We start from the raw sequence: 26699 nt of genomic DNA, 5'->3' as shown, positions 1-26699 counted from the left end.
AGGCACAAAGATTATGCAATTCTCCGAAAACTGGCTCCGCTCGATCGTCAATCCGCAGATCAATTCAGATGAGCTGTCCCACCTGCTGACCATGTCGGGCCTCGAAGTGGAAGAGGTCGAAGCGGTGGCGCCACCGTTCTCGAACGTCGTCGTGGCCGAGGTCAAGGAAGTGGTCAAGCACCCGAACGCCGACCGTCTGAACGTGTGCCAGGTCGATGTCGGCACCGGCACCTTGCTCAATATCGTGTGCGGCGCGCCGAACGTGCGCGCCGGCATGAAAGCGATCTGCGCGAAAGCCGGCGCCGTGCTGCCGCCAGGCGCCGATGGCAAGCCGTTTGAAATCAAGGTTGGCCAGCTGCGCGGCGTCGAATCGCAGGGCATGATGTGCTCGAGCAAAGAGCTGGGCATCTCCGAAGAAAGCAATGGCTTGATGGAACTGCCGGCCGATGCGCCGGTGGGCCAGAGCATTCGCGATTTCCTGGGCCTGGACGATTTGAAGTTCACGATCAAGCTCACGCCGAACAAGGCCGATTGCCTGTCCGTACTGGGCGTGGCGCGCGAAGTGGCAGCGCTGACTGGCGCACCGCTGACGCTCGAGCCCACCCGCACGGTGGCGGTCAACAGCGACGAGATCCTGCCAGTGAGCGTATCGGCGCCCGACCTGTGCGGCCGTTTCGCCGGCCGCGTGATCCGCGGCCTGAATGCGCGCGCGGCCACGCCCGAGTGGATGAAGCGCCGCCTGGAACGCAGCGGCCAGCGCTCGGTGTCGGCCCTGGTCGACATCTCCAACTACGTGATGCTCGAAGTCGGCCGTCCATCGCACGTGTTCGATCTGGCCAGGATCCACGGCAGCCTGGATGTACGCTGGGGCAAGACCGGTGAGTCCCTCAAGCTTTTGAATGGCAACACCGTTGCGGTCGACGAGTGGGTCGGGGTGATCGCCGATGAGCAGCAGATCGAATCGCTGGCCGGCATCATGGGTGGCGACTCGACCGCCGTGTCGCTCGAGACCACCGATATCTATCTGGAAGCGGCATTCTGGTGGCCAAACGCCATCCAGGGCCGTGCCCGCCGCTTCAATTTCTCGACCGATGCCGCGCACCGCTTCGAGCGTGGCGTCGACTACGCGACCGTGCCCGAGCACCTCGAGCGCATCACGGCGCTCCTGATCGATATCTGCGGCACGCCCGACAGCAAAGTCGGCCCGATCGACGACCAGATCGTCAACCTGCCGGTGCGTACGCACGTGGTGCTGCGCACGGCGCGCGCCGCGCAAGTCATTGGCGTGCCGCTGACCGACGCCGTGATCGCCGACATCTTCACGCGCCTGCAACTGGGCTTTGTGCAAGAAGAAGGCGTGTTCCACGTGACGGCGCCGACCTACCGCTTCGACATCGAGATCGAGGAAGACCTGATCGAAGAAGTCGCGCGCGTGTATGGCTTCGAAAACATTCCTACCCGGCCGCCCAGCGCGCCGAGCGCGATGCTGATCGAGCCGGAAAACACCCGCTCGCTGTTTGCGATCCGCCACCAGCTGGCCGACCTGGGCTTCCAGGAAGTGGTCAACATGAGCTTCGTGGAAAGCACGTGGGAGCAGGATTTCGCCGGCAACCTCGAGCCGATTCGCCTGCAAAACCCGATCGCCAGCCAGCTCAGCGTGATGCGTTCGTCGCTGATCGGCAGCCTGGTGGCCAATGTGCGCTACAACATCAACCGCAAGGCTGGCCGCGTGCGCGCGTTCGAAGTCGGCGGCGTGTTCAAGCGCAACGCGTCGGTCATGGACGGTCCGTTGACGGTGGCCGGTTACGACCAGCCAAAGCGCGTTGCCGCGATTGCCTATGGTCCGGCGCTCGACGAGCAATGGGACGTCACCACGCGCGCCGTCGATTTCTTCGACCTGAAAGCGGATCTCGAAGCGTTGTTCGCGCCGCGCCAGCTGCGTTTTGCTAAGGCAGAGCATCCGGCGCTGCACCCGGGTCGCTCGGCCACAGTCATGCTCGACGACCAGCAGATCGGCGTGATCGGCGAGCTGCACCCGCGCTGGCTGCAAAAGTATGATCTGCCGCAAGCGCCGGTCGTGTTCGAGGTGGATGCTGAAGCATTACGCGGTCGTATCGTGCCGGTGTATGCCGAGATTTCCAAGTTCCCGGGCGCCACGCGTGACCTGGCACTGGTGGTCAAACAGGACGTGCCAGCCCAGTCCGTAATGGATGCATTCACTGCTGAAATTGCGGTAAATCCTATGGGAAAGATCGTGCAAGCCGTTGTTTTGTTTGATGAATATCGCGGCAAGGGTCTGGAGGCGGATGAAAAAAGCCTTGCTTTCCGCTTTAGCTTGCAAGATACTCAATCGACACTGCAGGACGATGCGGTCGACGCCATTATGGCGGCGGTGCTCGCCACTGCTTCAACCAAACTGAACGCGAAGCTGCGTGCATAATATGCATTTCCACGCTGACAGCACACCGGCCACAAGCCGGCTTGCTGTCGCTGCGGCATCGTTTGACTTACGGGCAGGGCCTCAAAATTAACAATAACGACGTTGATTCGACCGTGTTCCAGGAAGCCCTCGTGGCCGACCTGGATCGTGCAATGCTGGTGGCGCGCGTGCGTAAAGAGGCAGAGCAGTCTTTGCCCACGCTTACCAAGGCCGAGCTGGCCGAGCTGCTGTTCGAGCAGGTCGGGCTGAACAAGCGCGAAGCCAAAGACATGGTCGAGACCTTCTTCGACGAGATCCGCAATGCACTCGAGCGCGGCGAAGCCGTCAAGCTGTCGGGCTTTGGCAATTTTCAGTTGCGCGACAAGCCGCAGCGGCCTGGCCGCAATCCGAAAACCGGGGAAGAAATTCCCATTACGGCACGCCGCGTCGTGACGTTCCACGCCAGCCAGAAGCTCAAGGCCATGGTGGAAGAAGCCGGGCCGGGCAATGCGGGCTCGGGTTCAATGGCGCGCGCAGCTTGAATAAACGATGAACGATCGACCAATTAAGACCGAACTGACCGTGCTGCCACCGATCCCGGCCAAGCGTTATTTCACGATTGGGGAAGTCAGTGAGCTGTGCGGCGTCAAACCGCATGTGCTGCGCTACTGGGAACAGGAATTTACCCAGCTCAAGCCCGTCAAGCGTCGCGGCAACCGCCGTTATTATCAGCACCACGAAGTGCTGCTGATCCGGCGCATCCGCGAATTGCTGTACGAGCAAGGCTTCACGATCAGCGGCGCACGTAACCGGCTCGACCATCGGGCCGTCGTAGTGGCCGAGCTCGACGAAGAGCGCTTGCGCGATACCCCACCGTCCATCGATGGCGACAAATTGCGCGCCGGTTTGCTGGACATCCTCGATCTGCTCAAGCATGGATCGCGGCCGGCGCCGTAGTGCTGGCCACCAACTCAAGCCTTCGGCAGGTTCGCCGTACGAGACTGTGCCGGGTCGCGCGACCCCGCAGGCAGCGGGTCGTCGCCGGGTCAAGCACGCAGGTTTGATCACTCAGGCATTCGTACCCTGTTGAAGGCAGGCCGTGGAGTGTTAAAATGTCACTCGCGCGATGCTGAATGACACGCATCAACCGGGCGGAGCAGATCCGGCACTTTCCTGCGCAAGGAAAATTTAAGGGAAGACAATGATACGCGTTGCCATTTGTGACGATCACCAGATAGTACGAGCAGGATTCAAGCAGATTTTTTCGTCGTCGGGCGACTTTGAAGTCGTGGCCGAAGGCGCAACGGGCCGCGAGGCCCTTGATATCGCGCGCCGCGAGATTTGCGATGTGCTGTTGCTCGATATCGCCATGCCCGATCAGAGCGGCATCGACATCCTGCGCACCATCCGCCAGGGCCAGCCCAATCTCCCTGTACTGATCCTGTCGGGTTATCCGGCGCAGCAATATGCGCTGAACCTGTTCAAGATGGGCGCGAATGGCTACCTGAACAAGGAATGCGAAGCGGACGAACTCAAGACAGCCGTGCGCACCGTGTTCCAGGGGCGGCGCTACGTGTCGTCGACAGTGGGCGAGCTGCTGGCACAAAGCTTCGATCGCGACCCGAACACGGCGCTGCATACTGAGCTGTCCGACCGCGAATTCCAGGTGTTTCTGCGGCTGGCGAAAGGCGCGACCGTGTCCGATATCGGCAATGCGCTGTCACTCTCCATCAAGACCGTGTCGACCTACCGTACCCGGATCATGGAAAAAATGGGCTTGCAGTCCAATTCGGACTTGACCTACTACGCAATGAAGAACAATCTGCTCGACTAAGAGCGCGGCGGTTGTTCATATCGGCTTCATCCTACAACGCGCTTCGGCGCGTTTTGTCATTGGTGTGCAGGACAATGCGAATCCAGCTCCCGCGCGTTAGATGCAACAAATAGTTACGTCAGGTCATTTTGCGGCGCAGCAACTCGTCCTTGCAGGTAAAATGCGAGGCCGCGTTGTCAGCGTGAAAGGATGTTTGGATGTATTTTTCAACCACCCTGGCCACACGCCCGGCCCGCAGTCTGCCTCTCCACAAGTCGTTGCTCTGTTTGGTGTGTGTGGTGCTGCTCGTGGTCAATGGCGTATTTTTGCTGCGCAATCTCGATGATTTACGTGCCGCCAATGCACTGCAGGCGCGCACGGCGCAGGTGTCCGACGACCTGCAGCACCTGAACCTGATCGTCACCGATGCCGAAACGAGCCTGCGTGGCTATTTTCTGTCGAACGACGAGGTGTATCTCGGTCCGCTGCGGGGCGCCCCTCAGCAGATCAATGCCCAGTTCCGGTCGCTGGACGCGCTGCTCGCCGACAATCCGTCCCAAGCAAAAAACCTGGCGCAACTTCAAACTTTGATTCAGCGCAAGCTCGCATTGCTGCATGAATCGCTCGACGTGTTCCGGCAGGGTGGTTTGGCAGATATCGTTGCCATTGCTGCCGCTGCAGACGACCGTGCGCAGATGGATGAAATCCGCTTGCAAGTGGTGATCATGACGCGCGAACAGAATGAGCTGCTCAAATCGCGCACCGCCGGCTTCTATCAGCAATACCGGCATGCTGCGTTATTTGGCGTTGGCATCAACGCCGCAGCCATCATCGTTTTGCTGCTCTTCTATAAGCTGATCCAGCGGTCGTTCGTTGCGCGGTTGCATGCCGAATATGCATTGCAGCAGACCAACGATGGTCTCGAACATATCGTGGCAGAACGCACGGCGCAATTGGCAGTGCTGTCACGCCATCTGATCCGCGTATCCGAAGAAGAGAAATCCCGGTTGGCGCGTGAACTGCACGACGAGATGGGGGCGAACCTGACGGCGATCGGCATTGACCTGGCCACAGTCATCGAGCGCTTGCGCGCGAGCGAGCCGGAGTTGACAGACAAGCTGGGCCGCGCGCGTCGCACGCTGGTCGACACAGTACAACTCAAGCGCCGCATCATCGAGAATCTACGCCCCAGTCTGCTGGACAATATGGGTCTGTCGGCGGCGCTCCAGAGCTACTGCGCCGATTATGGGCGTGTGACATCGCTCGACTGCGATGCGCTGATCGATGCAGAAGTAGATGAGGCTGGTCCTACACAAGCGATTGCATTGTTCCGCATCACGCAGGAGGCGCTGAACAATATCGCCAAATATGCCAAGGCCCGCAATGTCATCGTCAATCTGACACGTGAACCGTCAGGGTGGGGGCTGGAAATTACCGATGATGGTATTGGCATCCCGCAAAGTATGCTGGCTGGTACCAAGTCGCACGGATTGCTTGGCATGCGCGAGCGTGCTTTGCTGTTGGGTGGAACGCTGGTGGTGGAGCGGGGGGTCAACGGCGTGGGCACATGTGTTCGCGCCTGGATTCCGACGTTAGCGCCGGATGGTAATGCAGTGGGGGAAGCTCCTTACGCGACGCCGGCCCTGATGCAGACAACAGCGCCGGATAAACAAGAATCGCTGCCACAGAGGGCAGCGAATCCGGGTTGAGAACTAACTCGACAACTTAGCGTGCAACATCCGACAGCAGGCGGTCGTATTCCGACTTGGCGACCTTGTAGCATTCGCCAGCGTAGTCTTCCAGGCCAGCACGATCGAGCACGGTAATGTTACCGCGGCGATACTGGATGAGGCCCTCGTCCTGCAGTTTGCCAGCAGCAGCAGTGATGCTTTCGCGGCGCACACCCAGCATGATCGAGATCAGTTCCTGGGTCACTTTCAGTTCGTTGCTTGCCGAGCGGTCCAGACGGTCGAGCAACCAGCGGCACAGCTTTTGTTCGATCGAGCTGTGACGACCACCAACCGCGTTCTGTGCCATCTGGGCGAAGAGGGCGTTGGTGTAGCGCATCAGCAGCTGTGGCAGGGCGCCGCCGCGGTTGAAGGCGTCACGCAGGTACTGGGTACGCAGGCGGTAACCGTAACCGGCGCTTTGCACCACGGCCGAGCAGGTAGCGCGCTCACCCATGAACAGCGACACGCCGACTGCGCCTTCGTGACCGACAACAGCGATCTCGGTAGTAGCGCCGTCTTCCATCACATACAGCAGCGACACGATTGCGGTTGTCGGGAAATACACGTATTCCAGTTTGCTGCCATACTCGAACAGTTCTTTACCGAATGGCATGGCGACCAGTTCGAGATGGTCGAACATTTCTTCCAGATCCTGGCGTGGCAGCGCTGCCAGCAATTCATTCTGTTGCGTGCCGCTGTAGCTGACGATCGGTTTGACCTGGGACTTCAGTGCCTCACTCGTGGCAGTGTTCTGGCTTTTTGCTTTTTGCGTGATACCAGCAAGTTGAGTGTTGTTCATGTTATGTCCTCTTAGGTCAATCGTGCGTCAGGAGCGACTCAGGAGGCGTATGGTGCTTACCTCGTCGCGATGGGTGTACTTTACGTCTACCGTCTGTTGCCGCACATAAGACATGTAGTCGCCCCGGTGTAGGTTGCAAGCATCATCATGTGTCAGTCCAGTCCTACTGGGAGAAATGCCTGTTTTGCCCCAGAAAGACGGTATATTTTGTTACGGAAACAAAAAATATCGCATAATTCGGGGTGCCGGCAGTGATGTTCACTGACCACAAAACAGGATATTCCTACAAATGGGGCTGCGAATCGGACTGCAGAGCGGGCTGCATATATTACTTGTCGAGGACGATGCGGTACTTGCCGACGGTCTCGTACGCGCTCTCGACGCGCAGGACATGACGGTTCATCTGGTGCGCGACGGCCTCGCCGCCGATGCCGCCCTGCAGCGTACCGACGCTGCTTCCTCTTCTGTTTCTCCCTCCAGTGCTGCCTCCAACGCTGCCTTCGACGTCGCCGTACTCGATATCGGCCTGCCCGGTATCGATGGCTTCGAAGTCGTGCGTCGGCTGCGTGCACGCGGCGGCGCCATCCCGGTGCTTCTGCTGACGGCGCGCGATGCCGTGGAAGACCGCGTGCGGGGCCTGGAAACCGGCGCCGACGACTATCTGGTCAAACCGTTTGCCACTGCAGAACTGGTTGCCCGCATCCGCGCGCTGGCGCGCCGCCACGCGCCGCCATCGTCCGTCCTGACCCTCGGCCGCCTGAGCCTGGACAGCGCCACCCGCCGCGCGCGCGTCGGCGAGGGCACGATCGACCTGTCGGTGCGCGAGTGGGGCGTGCTCGACTATCTGCTGCAGCATGCCGGGCGCGTCGTCTCCAAGCAGCAGATCATCGACGCCATCCTGCCGTGGGGCGACGATGTAACGCCCAATGCGGTGGAAGTCTACGTGTCACGCCTGCGCCTGAAGCTCGACGGCGCCGGCGTGGCGATCCGCACCATCCGCGGCTTCGGCTACCTGCTCGAAGCGGCCGCGTGACGCGCTCTTGCCGATGACCAGCATCCGCCTGCGCCTGCTGAAATGGCTGCTCGGGCCGATCCTGCTCGTCAATCTCGTGCTGGCTGCGCTGGTCGCGGGCCTGGCCTGGACGCCGGCCCAGGTTGCCTTCGACGCCGGCCTGACAGATACCGCGAGCGGCATCGCCGGACGCGTGGCTGCTGGTGGTACCGTCTCCCTGCCACCGGTCGCCGCCGCGACGACGGGCGAGCGCGCCTGGTTCGTCGTGCGCGACGCCGCAGGCCGGACCCGTGCCGGCACCCCGGGTTTTCCCGTATTGCGTCCCGGCGCGCCGCCGTACGATGCCGAGGTCGACGGCGAGCCGGTGCGCGTCGTTGCGCTGGCCGTTGCCACGCCGACGGGACTGCGTCACATCGGCGTGGCCCGCACGCTGCGTCAGCGTCTCGACGTGCGCGCCGCCATCGTGCGCTCGCTTGTGGTGCTGGTCTCGCTGGGCACGATCACGCTGGTCGGCGTCGTCTGGCTTTCGGTGGGCAATGGCTTGCAGCCGCTGGCGCGCATCCGCGCCGAGCTGGCCAGGCGGGGGCCGGACGACCTCGCGCCCATTCCCACCGACGGCGTGCCGTTCGAGATCGCGCCGGTCGTCAGTGGCTTCAACGACCTGCTCGATAAAGTCGAGACCGGCGCGCGGGCGCAGCGCGACTTTCTCGCCGATATGGCGCACCAGCTCCGTACGCCCCTGGCCGGCGTGCAACTACAGCTCGAATGGCTGCATGCGCGCCATGCGGGCGACCCCGAGACGCTGCATTCCCTCGGCATGATGGGCGTGGCCAACGAGCGCATGATCCGCCAGGTCAATCAGCTGCTGGCGCTGGCCCGTGCCAGGGAAGGGCGGCCCGGCGAGCATGTTGCCCCGCTCGATCTGTCGCTGCTGGTGCAGGAATCGATCCAGTTCTTCGTCGACAAGGCGGCGCGCAAGGGGATCGACCTGGGCTTCGAACTGGCACCGGCGCCGGTGACGGGTGATGCCTTCCAGCTGCGCGATCTGATCGACAACCTGGTCGACAACGCGCTGCGCTACACGCCCGCAGGCGGGCAGGTGACGGTTGGCTGCGGCGTGGATGGCGGGGCGACGCAGTTTTTCGTGGTCGATTCCGGTCCGGGTATTCCCGCCGCGCGCCGGGCCGCCGTATTCGAACGTTTCGTGCGGCTCGATGACACGGTCACCGGCAGCGGGCTGGGGCTGGCGATCGTGCGCGACATCGCGCTGGCACACGGTGGTTCGGTGCAATTGGCCGATGCCCAGGACGGCGGCACGCACGTCGTCGTCCGTTTTGATGTCAGGCAAACAAACGCATCCCGATAAAAAACGCAAATCTGCGCACTTGTCAGCGTTTTGTCAGCCTTTCCTCAGGGAAATGACAGGAAGTCGGGTTATCATTCCTCCTGGAAACATTACCGATGCATTTTCGGTCAGGAGCAACCCCATGCAGCAGCGTCCATCCGGCTTTACCCTCGTCGAACTCATGATCGTCGTCGCGATCATCGGCATTCTCGGCGCAATCGCCATGCCGTCCTATACCAGCTACATCACGCGCGCGCGGCTGGTAGAAGCCCACAGCGCGCTGGCGTCCACGCAGCCCAAGCTGGAACAGTTCTGGTCCAACAACCGCACCTACGACAAATTCAACCAGGTGCCGGCTGCGACCGCCAACTTTACCTACAAGCTCGAGAACGCCGACGTCAGCGGTTATCTGCTGACTGCCACCGGCCGGGCTGCCGCTGCCAGCTTCGTCTATACGCTGGACCAGTCCGGCAAGCGCGCCACCACCGGCGTGCCGGCCGGCTGGACCAAGAAAGACAACTGCTGGGTCGACCGGAAGGACGGCTCGTGCACCCAATGAGCGCCAGGCTCCGCGTCGTGCCCTGTGTCGGCTTCACGCTGGTCGAAACCATGGTCGTGCTGGCCATTTTTGCCATCCTGATGGCGGTGGGCGTGCCGAACATGCGCAGCTGGCTCGGCGCCACCACCAGTACCGGCGCCGCCCAGTTCTATGCCGAGGGCTACACGCAGGCGCGCAGCCTGGCGCTCGCGAACAACGCGCGCAGCCGGTTGGTGTTTACCGAGAATGCACAAAGCGGCCAGCGCAACTGGCAGGCCGACGTCTGCTTCCCGACGGCGGCGGATGATTGCACGGCGGCCAGCACGCGCTGGTCGGACGTCGACAAGCCGGCGGTTCCCCCCGACGGCGGCACCGTCAAAACCAGTTCCGTGTTTCGCAGCGCAGCGTCGCTGCCGCGCGCCTCTGCGCTGACCGTCACGCCCGATGGCAACGCCGACACAGCCTATTTCACGGCGCTGGGCTGGATCGATACGTCCAAGCCGTCGCTGACGCGGCTGGACCTGACGCCGGCAGGGGGCGGCGACGCCTTTCCCGCCAGCGCCGTCGTCGTGACGCTGGCCGGGGCCGTCGTGACCTGCCGGCCCACCGCGAACGCGGGCGATTCACGCCGGTGCCCATGATGCCGACCCGCCCACCTGCCATGCGCCAAACGGCGCGCCATCCCGGGCACACCGGACAACGCGGCGTCGCGCTGCTCGAAGCGCTGATCGCGATCCTGATCCTGGCCATCGGCCTGATCGGCACGCTGGGCCTGCAAGTCAATTCGCAGGCTGCGCTGGCCGAAGCGAGCATGCGCGCCGAAGCGACTATCGCTGCGAATGAACTGATCGGCGTGATGAATAACGACCTTGACCATCTGAGCGACTATGCGGTCGCAGCAAACGCCACGCCCGGCGCGCGCTTGCAGGACTGGCATGCAGCGCTGGCAAAGCATCTGCCCAATGCCAGCGTCGTCGTGGCTGTCACCCCGGCCGCGGGCACGAAGCGCACGGCGGTGGCAGTGGAGATCCGCTGGCGCCGCAACGAGACGGCGCAGCAGAACCGGCACCGGATCGTCACCTACCTGTCGAGGTCGGCATGAGCATGCGCATCCAATCCGCACGACCACAAGCAGCCGGCTTCTCGCTGGTCGAATTGATGGTCAGCATCGTGATCGGCTTGCTGGCCGTGATGTTTGCCACCCGCATGATGACCGATTCCGAGGGCAACAAGGATGGTGCACTGGGCGGGTCCGAATCGATGCAGAACGGGATGATGGCGATGTTCTCGATCAGCGCCGATGCCGAGCAGGCCGGTTACGGCCTGAATGACCCGATCCTGGCCGGGTGCGACACCATCTTCAACGACAGCAAGGCCTTCACGATGACGTCAGCCCTGCGCGGCGCGGCGACCGTCCATCCGCTGGCAGCCGCCGTGATCGTCCACGGCAACGCAGGGCCGGACCAGCTCACGCTGTACTCGGGCAGCGCGACCAGCGGCACTGCCACCGTGCGCCTGACCACGAACTACAACGGCGGCAACCAGATTGCGCTGGATCGCACGCCCTACGGCTTTGCCGTCGGCGACGTGATCGTGGCGGCGCCCGAGGACAGCGTTGGCCAGTGCGCACTGGCGCAGATCTCGACACTGAATCAGGATGCGCCATCCATCGGCTTTGCCAGCACGGCCGATCGCTTCAATACAGGTGACCTGGGCCGCACCTTCCCCGGCAGCGCCACCCGCGTGTTCAACCTGGGCCGCGCTGCCAATCTGCCGTTCCACACCTGGCTGGTGGAGGGCGGTGTCCTGCGCCTGCGCGCGACCAACCTCGGCAGCAGCGGTGCAACGGCCCAGGCAGTGGCCGACAATATCGTCTCCCTCAAAGCCCAGTACGGCTTCGACACGCGCGCCGTGGCCGCCTTCGATCCGGAACTGGGCATGCAGGTGCGTGAGTGGTCCAACACCATGATCGATGCCGACGGCGATGGCGTGAAAGGTGGCGCCGGCGACTATCAGCGCGTCGCCGCGCTCAGGATCGCTGTCGTGGCGCGCAACAAGCGCCCCGAGCGCCCGGCCAGTGGCGGCGCCTGCACCACCACGACCGAAGCGCTTGAGGTGTTCAAGACGGACCAGCCAAGCGGCATCGATGCTGTTCCGGTCACGCTCGACCTGGGCGTCAAGGACGACACGATCGATTGGAAATGCTATCGCTACCGCGCGTTCGAGTCCGTCGTGCCGCTGCGTAACGCGAGCTGGAGGCCTACCGCATGACGTTCCGAATCGTTTCGCGCCGCCAGCGCGGCGTTGCCTTGCCGGTCATGCTGATCATGATGCTGGTCATGCTGGTGACCAGCATTTATCTGCTGCGCTCGAGCAATACCACGACGCTGGCCGCGTCCAACCTGGCCTATGACGCCACGCTGAGCCGTGCCGTCGACCTCGGCCTGCACACAGGGTTCCAGTGGCTGCGCGAAACGGCGATTGCCAAGCGGTCCGACCTCGATGCCGACAATGCCGGCAAGGGCTATGTCGCCAGCATGAAAAACACGGCCCTGAGCCCGCGCGACAGCGCATTCTGGACCGGCAGCGTCGAGTTCCAGGATGCCGACGGCAACAAGATCAAGTACGTGATCCACCGCATGTGCAAGGCGGCCGGCCCGTTCAACAACCCCAATCCGAAGAACAGCTGCGTCCAGACCGCTGCCAATACGGTCAAGCTGGGCACGACCGTGGCGATCGGCGAGAGCCTGGCGTCCGATGCGCCGGCGTATGCCAGTTCGCCGCAGCTGCACTATGTCATTACCGCCCGCCTCGATGGCGCGCGCGGCGGTAACGTGATCAACCAGATGGTCGTGCTGATCGGCGCCTGATGGGCCCCGCGCATCGCCGTTCGAATGGATATCGCATGAAACAGTCTCTCACCACTATCCTGGCGCTGCTGGCCCTGTCCCTTGGGCTCGGCGCCACGCCCGCACTGGCGGGACCGACCTCGCTGGCGTCCATGCCATTGATGAGCCTGACCGGCAGCGGGACGGTCAAGCCGAACCTGATGCTGCTGTACGACGATTCCGGTTCGATGGCGTACACGTACACGCCCGATTACGTCAACGACAACACGACCTGCCGCGCCAGCAGCACACTGGCCCTGGGCCTGCGCGAATGCGCGGTCGGCGACGTGCCGTATCACACGCCGCAGTTCAACCGCCAGTACTACAACCCGGACATGCGCTACAAGCCGCCGGTAAAGGCCGACCAGAGCTCGTACCCGGAGCAGAACCGGGCCACGACCAGTGGCTGGACCAACGTGACTACAGACGGCTTCAGCCTCGAGTACCGTGATCTGGCCGGGGCATCCTCGCAAAAGACCAATCTGGTCACGGGTTTCCCCGACCTGGAATGGTGCGACAGTACCGGCGAATGCCGCCGCAACGTGATCGGCTACACGTATCCGAACCGCACCTACACCGGCCCGAATCCCGTCACCGGCAACGCCTATTACTACCGGCTGAACGTCAACGAGTACTGCAAAGACAGCAAGCTCCAGAACTGCGTATCGACCGCCGTGAACGCCGTCGCCCCAAACACGACCTACAGCAAGCCGGCGCCGGTGCGCTGGTGCGACAGCACGAGCCTGACCAACTGCCAGGCCAAGTACGTGGGCAACTACAAATACCCGCGCTTTGGCGACCCGAACCGCCCGGTCAACTGGTACAGCACGATCACCATCAACAATTCCGGGTCCGACAGCACGCTGACGCTGAACAAGGTCACGTCGGCGAGCGTGGCCGGCCTGCAGGAAATCACCAACGGCGCGATGACCGTGACGGGCGGCACCAACACGGCCGCCGAGCAGATTGCGCTGGCGGTCGCGCTGGCCAAGTCGATCAATGCAAAGATGGGACTGGCAAGGCCGTTCTACGCCTGTGTGCAGACAGCCTCCGGCACGGCGCCTGCCTGTTCCACCTATGGCATCACGCTGCCGGCGGCGAACATGCTGGCCGTGTTCTCGATCGCCTGCCCGCGCACCACCGACAAGAACGGCTGCCAGGTCATCAAGGAGGGCAGCCGCACGGCCGAAGAACTGATCGTCGAATCGGGGGCCCGCGTCACGGCGCTTCTGCAGTTCAGCGGCACCGCGGGTGACGGCACGCGCAGCGTGCTGACCAATCTGCGCTTTGCCGGCCAGACCTGGTTCAGTCGTGGCCTCGAGCTGACCCGCAGGGGCTCGGCCGCGCAGATCGTCACGCAGCTCGTCACCGAAATTGGCACCGCCGGTACCGTCAAGGCCTACGCCGGCGGCAACGGCATCACGCCACAGTGCGCGGCAGCACCGTCAACGGCACTGTGCCTGGTGGGCCCGCTGTCGGCCGCCGGGACGGCCGCCACGATTGGCGCGATCAATAACCGCAATACGCTCGCTTTCACGTCCGTGGCTGCGGTGACCGACCAGGTGCCGACATCGGTGTCGGGCGTCGATACCGGCGTATTCACGCGCACCGACATCGTCGCCACGCGCGATGCCTATCCGCGCACCGAGGCGCGCACCGATTGCCGGGCCGAGACGTCCTGCACCTACGACGAAGAAATGACCAACTTCGCCAACTGGTATGCGTACTACAAGTCGCGCAACCAGATGATGAAGACGGCCGTGGGCCAGGCCTTCCAGCCGCTAGACAAGGACTACAAGGTGGGCCTGGTGGGCCTGCAGCGCGCCGCCAACCAGACCGACTACATGGGCAACGACCAGATCCTGTATCCGAAGTCGTTCACCGGTGGCGATCGCACCGCCTGGTACAAGGCGCTGTATGAAATGAACAGTGCCGGCGGCACGCCGGTGCGGCTGGCGCTGAACGAGATGGGCAATATGTTTGCCAACAAGGGGATCTTCAAGCAGGCGCAGGGCGCCGAAGTGATCGAATTTCCCTGCCAGCAGAACTTCACGTTCGTCACGACCGACGGCTACTGGAATGGCGGCAGCGTCACCGACGTCGTCAACAACGACAACAAGGACGACCCGGCGCGCTTCTGTACCGAAGACACCGGCTGCGTCGACACCAGCGCGCAAGCCAAGCCGTCGCTGGCCGACGTCGCGCTGTACTGGTACAACGGCGGCCGCAACACGATCGCCCCGGCCCCCAAGGACAATTCGCTGCGCCCCGAACTGGAAGGCGAGGTCGGGGTCGTGGCAGGCACGCGCAACAAGCGCCTGCACATGCGCACCTACGGACTGGGACTGGGCGTGGACGGCGTCATGACCTACGAGCCGAAGTACGATACCGCGCGTGAACCGGGCGGCGACCTCGACAACATCATCGACAAGGTGCGCACCGGCTGCCCGTGGACGAGCGACGGCGTGTACCGCTGGCCCGATCCGGTGGTCGACAAGGTGGCGCTGTCGGACACGTACCAGTCGCGCGTGGACGACCTGTGGCACGCCGCGATCAATGGCGGCGGCAAGTACTTTGCTGCGTCCGATCCGCAGCAGGTGGTCGAAGGGCTGAACGAGGCCCTGAACGACATTCGTCAGGCGACCGGCGCCGCTGCTTCGGCAGCCACCTCGACGCCGAACATCACGCAGGACGACGCCGACATCTTCTCGTCGACGTTCACCACGGTGAAGTGGACCGGCAACCTGGCCAAGCGGGTGCTCGACCCGGTCACAGGCGAAGTCGTGAAGAAGGTGATCTGGAGTTCGTCCTGGACCGTGGGCCAGCAGGTGGGCGCGGCCAGCGACACGCGCACGATCTGGTACCGCGATCCCGTCAGTGGCACCCGCAAGGATCTGGTGTACGCGGACATGGGCGCCGACCGCGCCTGGTTTGCCAACAAGTGCTCGCTGCTGTCGCAATGCGCCAACCTGAACAGCACGAACCAGGCGATCGTCAACAATGGCGAAACCATCGTCAACTGGCTGCGCGGCCACCAGCAATACGCCAACAACGTGATTCTGCGCGGCTATTCCGCCCCGAGCGAGACCGAGGTCGAACCGGACAAGCCGGCGCAACCGGTGGTGCTGGGCGACATTGCCTCGTCCAAGCCGGCCTATCTGCGCGGCGCGCGCAAGAGCTACGTGGCCGAAGGCTACGATGCGTACAAGACGGCCCAGGCCGGGCGCAAGCCGACCGTGTTCATCGCGGCCAATGACGGCATGCTGCATGCGTTCGATGCCGTCAAGGGCACCGAGATGTGGGCCTACATGCCGCGCATCACGATGAAGAAGCTGTACCGCCAGGCCAGCGTGGGTTATGCGACCGAGCACCAGTTCACGGTCGATGGCTCACCCGAGCTGGCGGACGTGCAGATCAACGGCGCCTGGCGCACGATCCTGGTCGCGGGCCTGAATGCCGGCGGCCGGGGCTATTACGCACTGGACGTCACCGATCCCGATGCGCCGGCACCGCTGTGGGAAATCTGCGCCGATGCCACCGTCTGCGCCGGTGCGCTGCACCAGCCCGAGATGGGCTTCACGTTCGGCAATCCGCAGTTCGGCACCATCAAGGACGGCAAGGACGCCAACGGCAACGACAAGCAGCGCTGGGTGACCTTCCTGACCTCGGGCTACAACAATATTCCCGATGCGGACGGCGTGGCCGGCGGCAGCGGCAAGGGCATTCTGTTCGTGGTCGATGTCGCCACCGGCCAGCAGGTGCTGAACCTGGGCGACCGCGACATCACGCACGCCGACACGGGCCTGTTGACCACCGGCTCGGGTGGTATCGGCTCGGGCAGCGGCGTGGCCGATCCGTCCGGCCTGGCCAAGATCACGGCGATCACCGCCAACCCGAACACCGACCCGCTGGTGACCTACCTGTACGGGGGCGACAACTTCGGCCAGATGTGGCGCTTCGATTTCACCGGCGCCAAGGTGGCGCGGGTGCGCATGGGCAGTGCCGGCGCCGGCCAGCCGATCACGTCGCGGCCCGACGTGGCGCTGTGCCAGGTCGATACGACCGGGCAGGGGGCCGATGCGTCGCCGACACGGCGCGTCGTGACCTTCGGCACCGGTCGCATGCTCGACTACATCGACATCAAGGATGTCAGCGAGCAGAGCGTGTACGTGCTGGCCGATACCGGCACGCCGGTGGCCGATGCCAAATGGCGCGCCACCGACACGTTCTCGGAACGCCAGTTCACCGAGACCGTGCCGTACAACGCGGCAACGCCATCGGTGGCGCGCTCGAACCGCTTCACCGTCGGCGGCGCGACGGTCAATCTGGGTGCGAGGTCGGGCTGGTTCATCGACTTCGACATCAACAAGGGCGAGCGGGTCAACCTCGATCCGAAGATCGTCGCGGGCACCTTGTCGGTGGTGACGAACCTGCCGCAGTCGTCGACGGCCTGCAACGTGGGCGGCTCGAGCTACGCCTACCATCTGGATGTCTGCACCGGTCGCGCGGTGTCCGGCAATGCTGCGGGTGCCGGCACCGGTAACGGTACTGGTACCGGCGCCGAAACCGGCGACATTGCCGGCTCGCTGCTGTCGGGCGATGCGGCGGCAGTGGGCTTCATCATCGTGCGCCTGCCGTCGGGCGCGCTGAAGATGGTCACCACCACCGCCAAGGGCGACACCATCACGTCCGAGGTGACGTCGGCCACCAGCCAGGATGCCCGCCGTACCGGCTGGCGCCGCGTGCGCGACTGACGCCGCACGTTGCGCCTGCCCGGGCGCGCGCCGTATTCTGTTCACACGGCGCGTGCCCGAGACGGTAAAATCGAGGGTTTTCCGACACGGGCCGTCACAGGTCCACAACTGGGCTCGATTATGGCCAACGACACCGATATTTCCAGCGCCGACGATCTGTCCGGCGCAGGCACCGACCTTGAAGTCGCCGCCACCCGCCAGGCCGGCACGATCGCGCGTGAAGTCGCGCGCCGCCGCACCTTCGGCATCATTTCCCACCCCGACGCCGGTAAAACGACGCTGACCGAAAAGCTGCTGCTGTTCTCGGGCGCGATCCAGCTGGCCGGTACCGTCAAGGGCCGCAAGAGTGGCCGCCATGCGACGTCCGACTGGATGGACATTGAAAAGCAGCGCGGCATTTCCGTGGCCTCGTCGGTGATGCAGTTCGATTACCGCGACCACGTCATCAACCTGCTCGACACCCCGGGCCACCAGGACTTCTCGGAAGATACCTACCGCGTGCTGACGGCGGTCGACTCGGCGCTGATGGTGATCGATGCCGCCAAGGGCGTCGAATCGCAGACGATCAAGCTGCTCGAGGTGTGCCGCATGCGCGCTACGCCGATCGTCACGTTCATGAACAAGATGGACCGCGAAACGCGCGATCCGCTCGAACTGCTCGACGAAGTCGAATCGGTGCTAAAGATCGAATGCGCGCCGGTGACCTGGCCGATCGGCATGGGCAAGAACTTCCGCGGGGTGTACCACCTGCTGAAGGACGAGATCATGCTGTTCAAGGCGGGCGAAGAAAAAGCCGACGGCGCCTTCGAGATCGTCAAGGGCATCGACAATCCCCGCCTGGCCCAGATGTTCCCGCTCGAGATCGAGCAGCTCAAGATGGAAGTCGAACTGGTGCACGGCGCCTCGCACGAGTTCGACCTCGAGCGCTTCCTGTCGGGCGTGCAGACGCCGGTGTTCTTCGGCTCGGCCATCAACAACTTCGGCGTGCGCGAAATCCTGTCGGCCCTGGTCGACTGGGCGCCATCGCCGCGCGAGCGCGACGCCACGGTGCGCGCGGTCAAGCCGGACGAGCAGCCGTTCTCCGGCTTCGTCTTCAAGATCCAGGCCAATATGGACCCGGCGCACCGCGACCGCATCGCGTTCCTGCGCGTGTGTTCGGGGCGGTTTGAAAAAGGCATGAAGGTCAAGCACCTGCGCCTGGGCCGCGACGTCAAGCTGTCGTCGGTGGTGACCTTCATGGCCTCCAGCCGTGAACAGGTCGAAGAGGCGTTTGCCGGCGACATCATCGGCTTGCCGAACCACGGCAACATGCAGATCGGCGACAGCTTCACCGAAGGCGAGATGCTCAGCTTCACCGGCATTCCGTACTTCGCACCGGAGCTGTTCCGCTCGGTACGCATCCGTAATCCGCTGAAGATGAAGCAGTTGCACAAGGGTCTGCAGCAGCTGGGCGAAGAGGGCGCGGTGCAGGTGTTCAAGCCGGTGCTGGGTGGTGAACTGATCCTGGGCGCGGTCGGCGTGCTGCAGTTCGAAGTCGTCGCCAGCCGCCTGCTCAACGAATACGGCGTCGACGCCGTGTTCGAAAGCGCCAGCATCAGCAGTGCGCGCTGGGTGTCGAGCGAAGACAAGAAGAATCTGGCTGACTTCGAAGCCTCGCTCGGTCACAACGTGGCCTACGATGCCGCCGGCAATATGGCGTACCTGGCCACGTCTGGCGTGAACCTGCGCCTGACGCAGGAACGCTGGCCGAAGCTGACGTTCCACGCGACGCGCGAGCACGCGGTCAAGCTGGCTTGATGTCAGTGCGCGGCGCGGGTGATTGAACGCGTGGACGGCGCAGCCGTCCACCCTACGATTGCTCGCGCTGTTTTTAATTCGCTTGTGCTGTGCGCATCGCGCAGACGGTTTGGGTGCGCAGTGCGCCGTCCGGGCCGGTCAGGCGCAGCTGCACCGGTAGCCACGCACGGTCCGGCGCCAGCCACACTTCCAGCTGCGGCGCGCCGTCGTCGGTCAGCCGCACCAGACGCACCGTATCGAGCGTGCCGATGGCCGTGTCCAGACGTTCCTGTCCCGCAGTATCGAAATACACCATCCGTGCCCCGTTCACGCCGCCGATCCAGAACGCCAGCCTGCTGCGCAGCTGGTCCGGGTCGGCCTGGCCTATCCCACTCAATTGCAGCAGCACCGATGCGTCATCCTGGCTGCCGGGCACCAGTTGCGCGCTGCGGCCCGTGACGCCATCGACGATCTGGCCGCGTGCGCGGTCGAAGAGCGTGGTCGCCTGGCCCGTGCCCACTCGCTCGCTCGTTGTGCGCGGCGAGATGCCGGCGTCGTCCAGGCCACCTTCGCTGACGAAGTCGCCCAGTATCCCCTCGAATTCCAGGCGGTAGCTGCTGCCATCCGTTTCCCACGCCAGATGCCCATTGCTGCCATCAATCCCGCTGACGCAGTAATCGATGCGCACCGTGTCGTGCGACGCGGTGCGATATTGGCTTGGCCGCTGGCGTGGGCCCATGTCTTGCCGGGGCCGCGTCGCGCTGGCGGTGGATGGCTCTGGTGCAGCGGCAGCCGGTGCGGTCGCGGCCTCTTCGCTTGCTGGCAGGGCAGGTGGCTGGGGGGCAGGCATTGCCGGCGCTCTCCCGGGTGCCTGCACGGGCGCCTGGACGGATGGCGCAGCGACCGGTAATGCTGCGGTGGTCACACTGGCGCCGGTGAGCGTGACGGTCAACGGGCCTGCTGCGGCAATGCGCGGTGTCGGCCGCGGATCGAGCCACACGATCGCCAGCAGGTGTAGCAGCAGCGACAGCACGAACAGGATCGGCAACAGAAGGTGGCGCGGCTGGACAACGAACATTCTCATCCCCGTAGTGTAGCGCGCCCCTGCCTGCACGGTGTATCTGCGAGGCAATTGCGCGGACATTGCTCATGACAGAGGGTGTTGCTAAGCGCCCGGTGGCCCGGCGGCATTTGCGCCATCACAAATGAAGTGCGCAGTACGCGACGTACATTCGTGAATGCACTGAGGAAATGGTGCAGAGAAAACTTGAATGAGGATGCCATGATGCGATTGCCACATCCCGCGCGTTCAGCCGCGCCGCCGTCGGGGGCGTCATGCTGAGCCGCTTGCGTATCGGGCCCAAACTGCTGCTGGAGCCTGGCGCCGTTCTCGTGCTGCTGCTGGTGCTGGCGTGCGCGGCCTACATCGCGCTGGCGCGCCAGAACGACTCGCTCGAATCGATCGTCGGCCAGCGCGCCGCCAGCATGCGCGCCGCTGCCGGCCTGGGGACGGAGTCGCACAAGGCGCATGCCGACATCTACCGCTACCTGAGCTGGATAGGCGGCAGCTTTCCGCCAGCGCGCACCGAGCCGCTGCGGCGCGACATCCTGGCGCAGCACGCACGCATCGCTGCTGGCCTGGCAACGCTGTCGGCAGGCGCACTGTCCGGTGCCGAGCGGCGCCATGTCGGGCAGGCCACGCAGGCGCAGCGCAGCTATGCGCGCGCAGTGCAGGACGTGATCGAGCTGGCACCGCTGGACGGCTCGATCAGCGCCAATGCGATGCAGAAGGCCGAAGCCGCGTTCGCGCTGGTGGAGCAGCGTCTGGCTGGCCTGGGCGCGCTCGAAGACGCCTTGTCGCGCCAGGCCGCCAGCAGCGCCAAGGCGGACTTTCGCTTGATCTCGATCCTGATGCCGGCCTTGCTGGTGCTGGCAATCGCGCTGTCGCTGGCGATCACGTTTGCCGTGCGCCGCATCCTGCTGGGCGAGATCCGGAGCATCGGCCTGGCCGCCAGCAGCCTGGCCAGTGGCAACTTCACGGTCCAGCAGCGCGACTACGGCAGCGACGAAATCGCCGACACCTCGCGCCTGCTCGATGCGAGCATCCGCAATCTGAACGGCATGCTGCGCACGGTCGTCGATGCAGCGCGCACGATCGGCGCGGCCTCGCGCGACATCAAGCTGGGTAGCCTGAGTCTGGGCAGCCGCGCGGTGTATCGCGCCGGTGCGCTGGCCCAGACCGAACATGCGCTGCAGGTGCTGGCGGCCGACGTGCGCCACGGCGCCGATGATGCGCGGGCCGCCAACCGCCTGGCGGCCGGCGCCGGCGACGTCGCGCAGGACGGTGACGGTATCGCCCTGCACCTGTTGACGATGCTCGAGTCGAACCGGCGCAGCGCGCAGCAGGTGGTGGCAATCGTCGATGATCTGGAGCGGGCCGCGAGCGCGACGGGCACGCTGATCCTGAATGCGGCGCTGGACGCCTCGCGTGCGCCGATGGGCGCCGTCGAGCTGGGGGCAGTGGCGACCGAGGTGCGGGCGCTGGCGCGGCGGGTGGCCGGGGCCAGTCGCGAGATCCGCGCCGTGGTCGCGGAATCGGTGGCGCAGATCGACGGGGGCACGGCGTGGGCGCTGCAGGCCGGCAGCAGCATGCAGCGCATCGCCAGCTCGGTGCGCGATGTGGAAGACATCGTCGGCCGTCTCGGGACCGCCGGCGATGGTCAGGCCAGGCAGCTGGACGGTGTTGGTCAGGCCATCGTGCAGATGGACCAGGTCACGCGCCAGAACTGCACGCTGGTCGAAGAAGCCGCCAGCGCTGCGCGCATGCTGCAGATGCAGGCGATGGCGCTGGCGCGCACCGTGGCCGGGTTCAGGCTCGAAGACGGCGAGGGCAGCGCGGAGGCACCGGAGGCACCGGAGGTGCCGGGGGCGGCGTTACCGGTCGCACCAAACGAAAAAAGCGGCGTTCCCGGCCAACCCACGCGCGAACGGCGCGGGTTGAATCGGGAACGCCGCCGTCATCCGGCATCGCACTTGCGGCTCGCATCGAGCCGCAAGTGATGCCGCAGGCAGGTCAGTGATTACTCGTAATCGCTGATCGGCGCGCAGCCGCAGAACAGGTTGCGGTCACCGTACACGTTGTCGGCGCGGCCGACCGGTGGCCAGTACTTCTTCTTGCGCAGGCTCGCGACCGGGAACGCCGCCACTTCACGCGTGTAGCCGTGGGCCCAGTCGTCGCTCGTGACCACTTCGGCCGTGTGCGGTGCACCCTTGAGCGGATTGTCCATGCGGTCGTACTCGCCGCGCTCGACCTTGACGATTTCGGCGTGGATCGTGATCATCGCCTCGATGAAGCGGTCGATCTCGGCTTTCGATTCCGATTCGGTCGGCTCGATCATCAGGGTGCCCGGGACCGGGAAGCTCATGGTCGGCGCGTGGAAACCGAAGTCCATCAGGCGCTTGGCCACGTCTTCGTTCGAGATGCCGGTCTTGTCCTGCAGCGGACGCAGGTCGATGATGCACTCGTGCGCCACCAGGCCGTCGTGGCCCGCGTACAGCACCGGGTAGTGCGGCGCCAGGCGGCGCGCGATGTAGTTGGCGTTCAGGATCGCCACTTCGGTCGCTGCGGTCAGGCCATCCGCGCCCATCATCGCGATGTACATCCACGAAATCGGCAGGATCGAGGCCGAGCCGAAGGCCGCGGCGCTGACCGCGCCGATACCTTGTTCGTCACGCACGTAGCCGGTCGAGAGTTGGTTTGGCAGGAACTTGGCCAGGTGCGCGCCGACGCCGATCGGGCCGACGCCCGGACCGCCACCGCCGTGCGGGATGCAGAAGGTCTTGTGCAGGTTCAGGTGGCTGACATCGCCGCCGAACGCGCCCGGCGAGGCCAGGCCCACCAGTGCATTCATGTTGGCGCCGTCGACATACACCTGGCCGCCGTGCTGGTGCACGATCTCGCACAGTTCCTTGATGCCTTCTTCAAACACGCCGTGGGTCGACGGGTAGGTGACCATCACGCAGGCCAGATTCGCGCTGTGCTGCTCGGCCTTGGCTTTCAGATCGGCCAGGTCGACGTTACCGTTTTCATCGCAGGCGGTGACGACGACCTTCATGCCGACCATGCTGGCCGACGCCGGGTTGGTGCCGTGGGCCGACGACGGGATCAGGCAGATATTGCGGTGACCTTCGCCGCGCGCCTGGTGGTACTTCTGGATCACGAGCAAACCGGCGTACTCGCCCTGCGAGCCGGCGTTCGGCTGCAGCGAGATCGCGGCGTAACCGGTGGCGGCGCACAGCATCGCCTCGAGCTGCGTGATCATTTCGCGGTAGCCGATGGTCTGGTCGTTCGGCGCCAGCGGGTGGATGTTCGAGAACTCGGGCCAGGTGACCGGCACCATTTCGGATGTTGCATTCAGCTTCATCGTGCACGAACCGAGCGGGATCATCGTGCGGTCCAGCGCCAGGTCCTTGTCGGCCAGTGCGCGCAGGTAGCGCAGCATCTCGTGCTCGGCGTGGTAGCGGTTGAAGGTCGGGTGGGTCAGGTAGGCGCTGGTGCGGGCCAGGGCCGTCGGCAGCGCGTCGCTGGCGTCGGCGTCCAGTGCGTCGAGGTCAACCGGTTTGCCGTCGCCGAAGATGGCCATCAGCGTGGCCAGGTCGTCTCGGGTGACGGTTTCGTCCAGCGCGATGCCCACTTGCGTGGCGTCGATCTGGCGCAGGTTGATGCCGTGCGCGGTGGCGGTGGCGTGGATCGCGCTGGCGTCCTTGACGCGCACGGTCAGCGTGTCGAAGTAGGTCTGGTTGACCAGCTCGAAGCCCAGTTGCTGCAGGCCGGCGGCCAGGATCGCGGTCTGGCGATGCACGCGGCGCGCGATTCTGGCCAACCCGTCAGGGCCATGGTAGACCGTGTACATGCCGGCCATCACGGCCAGCAGCACTTGCGCGGTGCAGATGTTCGACGTCGCTTTTTCACGGCGGATGTGCTGTTCGCGCGTCTGCAGCGCCAGGCGGTAGGCCTGGTTGCCCTGCGCGTCGATCGTCACGCCGACCAGACGGCCTGACATGCTGCGCTTGAATTCATCGCGCGTGGCCAGGTAGCCGGCATGCGGGCCGCCGAAACCGAGCGGCACGCCGAAGCGCTGGCTGTTACCGACGACGACATCCGCGCCCCATTCGCCCGGCGGCGTGAGCAGGGTCAGGGCCAGCAGGTCGGCAGCCACGATCACCATGCTGCCGGCGGCGTGCAGTTTCTCGACGGCGGCGCGGTAGTCGCGCACTTCGCCATTCACGCCCGGGTATTGCAGCAGCACGCCGAAGCAGGTTTCCTCGAGCGACTCGATGTCGGCCGCGGCGATGGTGCGCACTTCAACGCCGATCGGCAGCGCGCGCGTTTCAATGATTTCGCGGGTCTGCGGCAGCACGTCGTCGGCGACGTAGAACACTTTGGATGCCGACTTGCCGACGCGCTGGATCAGCGTCATGGCTTCGGCGGCGGCGGTGCCTTCGTCCAGCATCGACGAATTGGCGATGCCCATGCCGGTCAGGTCGGTCACGGCCTGCTGGAAGTTCAGGATCGCTTCCAGGCGGCCCTGCGAAATTTCTGGCTGGTAGGGCGTGTACGCGGTGTACCAGGCCGGGTTTTCGAAGATGTTGCGCAGGATGACCTTCGGCGTGAACGTGCCGTAGTAGCCCTGGCCGATCAGCGACTTGAGCACCTTGTTCTTCGAGGCCAGGCCCTTGAGGGTGGCCAGTGCTTCTTCTTCGGTGCGTGGCTCGGCGAACTGGCCCAGGTCGATCTTGTCCTTGCGGCGGATATTGGCTGGCACGACGGCGTCGATCAGCGCGGCGCGGGTCTCGTAGCCGAGGGCCGACAGCATCGCTGCCTGGTCGGCGTCGGACGGGCCGATGTGGCGCGGGATGAATGAATCACGTGCTTCGAGTTGGGTGAGGCTTGGTCGGGTCATGTTGGGGGACACAGTCTGCGGCGACGTTGAAGGAGAATGGCGGGTGGTGCAGGGCGGTGCGCCGCGGCGGGGCCGGCGGCGCACCTGGAGGCGGATCAGTGGTCGGTGGTCTTGCCGTAGGCGTCAGCGTCGAGCAGATTGTCGTACGAGCCGGCGTCGCTTGGCGCGAGCTTGAACAGCCAGCTGCCGTAGGCATCCTGGTTGATCGAGTCCGGCGCGTCGGCCACTGGCTGGTTCACGGCGGTGACGGTGCCGTCGACTGGCGAATAGATGTCGCTGGCGGCTTTCACCGATTCCACGACGGCGGCGTCGCTGCCGGCGGTGAAGGCCTTGCCGACCTGCGGCAGTTCGACGAACACGATGTCGCCCAGCGCGTCCTGCGCGTATTCGGTGATGCCGACGGTCAGGGTGCCGTCTTCTTCGCGGCGAACCCACTCATGGGATTCGGTGTATTTCAGGTCGGTAGGGATGTTCATGAGGACTCCGGGTAGTTGGGTGGATAGCAGTATAGGGGTTCTGGATGCAGGGCAGCGCTCAGGCGGCCAGCACTTTACCGTTGCGCACGAATGGCAGCTTGACGACGCTGGCGGCCAGGCGCTTGTCGCGGATGATCACGTGGACGGTGTCGCCGATGGCCACGTCCATCGGCACGCGCGCCAGGGCAATCGCTTGCTGCATGCTCGGGCTGAAGGTGCCGCTGGTGATTTCGCCTTCCAGGCCGGAGGCGGCGACGACTTTCTGGTGCGCGCGCAGGATGCCGCCTTTTTCACGCAGGATCAGGCCGACGAATTGCGCGCCCTGGCCCTTGGCCTGGAGCGCTGCCTTGCCGATGAAGTCACGCTCGGAGACCAGGTCGATCGTCCAGGCCAGGCCGGCGTCGAGCGGGTTGACGGTGTCGTCCATGTCCTGGCCGTACAGATTCATGCCGGCTTCCAGGCGCAGCGTATCGCGCGCACCGAGACCGGCCGGCTTGATGCCGACGGCGACAAACGCATTCCACAGCGCTTCGGCTTGCGACGCCGGCACGCCGATCTCGAAGCCGTCTTCGCCGGTGTAGCCGGTGCGGGCGATCATCGCTTCACCGAACGCGGTGTCCGGGACGATGACGGCGTTGAACGGCTTGAGGTTTTCGGATGGCGCCTGGGTGGTCGGCAGCACCTGCCACACCTTGGCGCGGGCATTCGGGCCCTGCACGGCGATCAGCGCGATCGGATCGTTGCCGTCGCGGCGCGCGGTGATCGTCACGCCGCTGTTGGTGGCGGTGTTCTGCTGATTCATCCACGCGACGTCTTTTTCGGCCGTGCCGGCGTTGACGACGATGCGGAACCATTCTTCGGACAGGAAATAGACGATCAGGTCATCAATGACGCCGCCTTCCGGATTGAGCATGCACGAGTACAGGGCCTTGCCCGGCACTTGCAGCTTGTCGACGTTATTGGCCAGGAGGCCACGCAGGAATGTGCGCACGTTGGCGCCCTTGACGTCGACGACGCACATATGGGACACGTCGAACATGCCGGCGTCGCTGCGCACCGCGTTGTGCTCTTCGATTTGCGAACCGTAGTTGACGGGCATGTCCCAGCCGCCAAAATCGACCATCTTGGCGTTGGCGGCGCGGTGAGCGGAATTGAGCGGGGTCGCTTTGAGCGTCATGGAATCCTC

20 protein-coding genes are annotated in these 26699 nt (G+C 64.5%); 15 read left to right on the top strand and 5 right to left on the bottom strand.

Annotated features, from left to right (window positions below):
* Positions 1–13: 13 nt before the first annotated feature.
* From pheT to AC56LH_RS09815, 5 genes are all read left to right on the top strand, one after another.
* Positions 14–2440 (top strand): phenylalanine--tRNA ligase subunit beta, encoded by a 2427-nt coding sequence (pheT, locus tag AC56LH_RS09835; protein WP_499645771.1) that lies wholly within the window; start codon positions 14–16, stop codon positions 2438–2440.
* A 152-nt stretch (positions 2441–2592) separates the two neighbouring features.
* Entirely contained in the window at positions 2593–2961 is a 369-nt protein-coding gene (locus AC56LH_RS09830; protein WP_499582010.1) for an integration host factor subunit alpha, read from the top strand.
* A 7-nt stretch (positions 2962–2968) separates the two neighbouring features.
* Positions 2969–3376 (top strand): MerR family transcriptional regulator, encoded by a 408-nt coding sequence (locus tag AC56LH_RS09825; protein WP_499645770.1) that lies wholly within the window; start codon positions 2969–2971, stop codon positions 3374–3376.
* Positions 3377–3620: 244 nt separating this feature from the next.
* Positions 3621–4253, top strand: coding sequence for a response regulator (locus AC56LH_RS09820; RefSeq protein ID WP_091873377.1), 633 nt, complete (start codon positions 3621–3623; stop codon positions 4251–4253).
* 197 nt (positions 4254–4450) lie between these two features.
* Positions 4451–5941: a CHASE3 domain-containing protein gene (locus tag AC56LH_RS09815; protein ID WP_499645769.1), complete on the top strand. Its 1491-nt coding sequence runs from the start codon at positions 4451–4453 to the stop codon at positions 5939–5941.
* 16 nt (positions 5942–5957) lie between these two features.
* On the opposite strand, the gene AC56LH_RS09810 is transcribed toward AC56LH_RS09815, so the two are convergent.
* Positions 5958–6761 (bottom strand): Crp/Fnr family transcriptional regulator, encoded by an 804-nt coding sequence (locus AC56LH_RS09810; RefSeq protein WP_499645768.1) that lies wholly within the window; start codon positions 6759–6761, stop codon positions 5958–5960.
* 289 nt (positions 6762–7050) lie between these two features.
* Here AC56LH_RS09810 and AC56LH_RS09805 point away from each other — a divergent pair, with 289 nt between their 5' ends.
* From AC56LH_RS09805 to AC56LH_RS09765, 9 genes are all read left to right on the top strand, one after another.
* Positions 7051–7794: a response regulator transcription factor gene (locus AC56LH_RS09805; protein ID WP_499645767.1), complete on the top strand. Its 744-nt coding sequence runs from the start codon at positions 7051–7053 to the stop codon at positions 7792–7794.
* A gap of 13 nt (positions 7795–7807) precedes the next feature.
* Entirely contained in the window at positions 7808–9139 is a 1332-nt protein-coding gene (locus AC56LH_RS09800) for a sensor histidine kinase (protein WP_499645766.1), read from the top strand.
* Between the two features lie 121 nt (positions 9140–9260).
* Complete coding sequence (locus AC56LH_RS09795; RefSeq protein ID WP_499645765.1) at positions 9261–9677, top strand: type IV pilin protein; 417 nt, start codon at positions 9261–9263, stop codon at positions 9675–9677.
* A complete protein-coding gene (locus AC56LH_RS09790) occupies positions 9674–10297 on the top strand; it encodes a prepilin-type N-terminal cleavage/methylation domain-containing protein (RefSeq protein WP_499645764.1) in 624 nt (207 codons plus the stop codon). Before AC56LH_RS09795 ends, AC56LH_RS09790 begins: the two co-directional genes overlap by 4 nt.
* Entirely contained in the window at positions 10294–10758 is a 465-nt protein-coding gene (locus AC56LH_RS09785) for a prepilin-type N-terminal cleavage/methylation domain-containing protein (protein WP_499645763.1), read from the top strand. Before AC56LH_RS09790 ends, AC56LH_RS09785 begins: the two co-directional genes overlap by 4 nt.
* The gene (locus AC56LH_RS09780; protein WP_499645762.1) at positions 10755–11927 is read left to right on the top strand and encodes a PilW family protein; all 1173 of its coding nucleotides are present in this window, start codon (positions 10755–10757) and stop codon (positions 11925–11927) included. The genes AC56LH_RS09785 and AC56LH_RS09780 overlap by 4 nt, the downstream gene beginning before the upstream one ends.
* Positions 11924–12526: a pilus assembly PilX family protein gene (locus tag AC56LH_RS09775; RefSeq protein ID WP_499645761.1), complete on the top strand. Its 603-nt coding sequence runs from the start codon at positions 11924–11926 to the stop codon at positions 12524–12526. The genes AC56LH_RS09780 and AC56LH_RS09775 overlap by 4 nt, the downstream gene beginning before the upstream one ends.
* A 35-nt stretch (positions 12527–12561) precedes the next feature.
* Positions 12562–17298: a pilus assembly protein gene (locus AC56LH_RS09770; protein ID WP_499645760.1), complete on the top strand. Its 4737-nt coding sequence runs from the start codon at positions 12562–12564 to the stop codon at positions 17296–17298.
* Between the two features lie 120 nt (positions 17299–17418).
* On the top strand, positions 17419–19095 hold the full coding sequence (locus tag AC56LH_RS09765) for a peptide chain release factor 3 (protein WP_499578898.1): 1677 nt from the start codon (positions 17419–17421) through the stop codon (positions 19093–19095).
* A 73-nt stretch (positions 19096–19168) separates the two neighbouring features.
* Here the strand turns inward: AC56LH_RS09765 and AC56LH_RS09760 are convergent, their stop codons facing one another.
* Positions 19169–20152: a DUF3108 domain-containing protein gene (locus AC56LH_RS09760; RefSeq protein WP_499645759.1), complete on the bottom strand. Its 984-nt coding sequence runs from the start codon at positions 20150–20152 to the stop codon at positions 19169–19171.
* A 257-nt stretch (positions 20153–20409) separates the two neighbouring features.
* Here AC56LH_RS09760 and AC56LH_RS09755 point away from each other — a divergent pair, with 257 nt between their 5' ends.
* A complete protein-coding gene (locus AC56LH_RS09755) occupies positions 20410–22134 on the top strand; it encodes a methyl-accepting chemotaxis protein (protein ID WP_499645758.1) in 1725 nt (574 codons plus the stop codon).
* Between the two features lie 20 nt (positions 22135–22154).
* Here AC56LH_RS09755 and gcvP read toward each other — a convergent pair whose 3' ends face one another.
* The 3 genes from gcvP to gcvT all read right to left on the bottom strand — a co-directional run bounded on the left by gcvP (position 22155) and on the right by gcvT (position 26690).
* Complete coding sequence (gene gcvP, locus AC56LH_RS09750) at positions 22155–25037, bottom strand: aminomethyl-transferring glycine dehydrogenase (RefSeq protein ID WP_499645757.1); 2883 nt, start codon at positions 25035–25037, stop codon at positions 22155–22157.
* A 95-nt stretch (positions 25038–25132) separates the two neighbouring features.
* On the bottom strand, positions 25133–25513 hold the full coding sequence (gene gcvH / locus AC56LH_RS09745; RefSeq protein ID WP_499578883.1) for a glycine cleavage system protein GcvH: 381 nt from the start codon (positions 25511–25513) through the stop codon (positions 25133–25135).
* Between the two features lie 58 nt (positions 25514–25571).
* Positions 25572–26690: a glycine cleavage system aminomethyltransferase GcvT gene (gcvT, locus tag AC56LH_RS09740; protein WP_499645756.1), complete on the bottom strand. Its 1119-nt coding sequence runs from the start codon at positions 26688–26690 to the stop codon at positions 25572–25574.
* Between the last annotated feature and the right edge of the window lie 9 nt (positions 26691–26699).

Source organism: Telluria sp. LT1R51-2, from assembly GCF_059685775.1.
The sequence above is the reverse complement of the archived record's forward strand: the minus strand, read 5'-3'. Positions and strand labels throughout refer to the sequence as shown.

Bases quoted from the DNA above. Each gene is read 5' to 3' on its own strand.
- AC56LH_RS09805 (WP_499645767.1), top strand. From the start codon at position 7,051: ATGGGGCTGCGAATCGGACTGCAGAGCGGGCTGCATATATTACTTGTC.
- AC56LH_RS09765 (WP_499578898.1), top strand. From the start codon at position 17,419: ATGGCCAACGACACCGATATTTCCAGCGCCGACGATCTGTCCGGCGCA.
- AC56LH_RS09815 (WP_499645769.1), top strand. From the start codon at position 4,451: ATGTATTTTTCAACCACCCTGGCCACACGCCCGGCCCGCAGTCTGCCT.
- gcvP (WP_499645757.1), bottom strand. From the start codon at position 25,037: ATGACCCGACCAAGCCTCACCCAACTCGAAGCACGTGATTCATTCATC.
- AC56LH_RS09820 (WP_091873377.1), top strand. From the start codon at position 3,621: ATGATACGCGTTGCCATTTGTGACGATCACCAGATAGTACGAGCAGGA.
- AC56LH_RS09760 (WP_499645759.1), bottom strand. From the start codon at position 20,152: ATGTTCGTTGTCCAGCCGCGCCACCTTCTGTTGCCGATCCTGTTCGTG.
- AC56LH_RS09830 (WP_499582010.1), top strand. From the start codon at position 2,593: ATGCTGGTGGCGCGCGTGCGTAAAGAGGCAGAGCAGTCTTTGCCCACG.
- AC56LH_RS09755 (WP_499645758.1), top strand. From the start codon at position 20,410: ATGCTGAGCCGCTTGCGTATCGGGCCCAAACTGCTGCTGGAGCCTGGC.
- AC56LH_RS09780 (WP_499645762.1), top strand. From the start codon at position 10,755: ATGAGCATGCGCATCCAATCCGCACGACCACAAGCAGCCGGCTTCTCG.
- AC56LH_RS09785 (WP_499645763.1), top strand. From the start codon at position 10,294: ATGATGCCGACCCGCCCACCTGCCATGCGCCAAACGGCGCGCCATCCC.
- pheT (WP_499645771.1), top strand. From the start codon at position 14: ATGCAATTCTCCGAAAACTGGCTCCGCTCGATCGTCAATCCGCAGATC.
- AC56LH_RS09810 (WP_499645768.1), bottom strand. From the start codon at position 6,761: ATGAACAACACTCAACTTGCTGGTATCACGCAAAAAGCAAAAAGCCAG.
- gcvH (WP_499578883.1), bottom strand. From the start codon at position 25,513: ATGAACATCCCTACCGACCTGAAATACACCGAATCCCATGAGTGGGTT.
- AC56LH_RS09770 (WP_499645760.1), top strand. From the start codon at position 12,562: ATGAAACAGTCTCTCACCACTATCCTGGCGCTGCTGGCCCTGTCCCTT.
- AC56LH_RS09775 (WP_499645761.1), top strand. From the start codon at position 11,924: ATGACGTTCCGAATCGTTTCGCGCCGCCAGCGCGGCGTTGCCTTGCCG.
- AC56LH_RS09800 (WP_499645766.1), top strand. From the start codon at position 7,808: ATGACCAGCATCCGCCTGCGCCTGCTGAAATGGCTGCTCGGGCCGATC.
- AC56LH_RS09795 (WP_499645765.1), top strand. From the start codon at position 9,261: ATGCAGCAGCGTCCATCCGGCTTTACCCTCGTCGAACTCATGATCGTC.
- AC56LH_RS09790 (WP_499645764.1), top strand. From the start codon at position 9,674: ATGAGCGCCAGGCTCCGCGTCGTGCCCTGTGTCGGCTTCACGCTGGTC.
- gcvT (WP_499645756.1), bottom strand. From the start codon at position 26,690: ATGACGCTCAAAGCGACCCCGCTCAATTCCGCTCACCGCGCCGCCAAC.
- AC56LH_RS09825 (WP_499645770.1), top strand. From the start codon at position 2,969: ATGAACGATCGACCAATTAAGACCGAACTGACCGTGCTGCCACCGATC.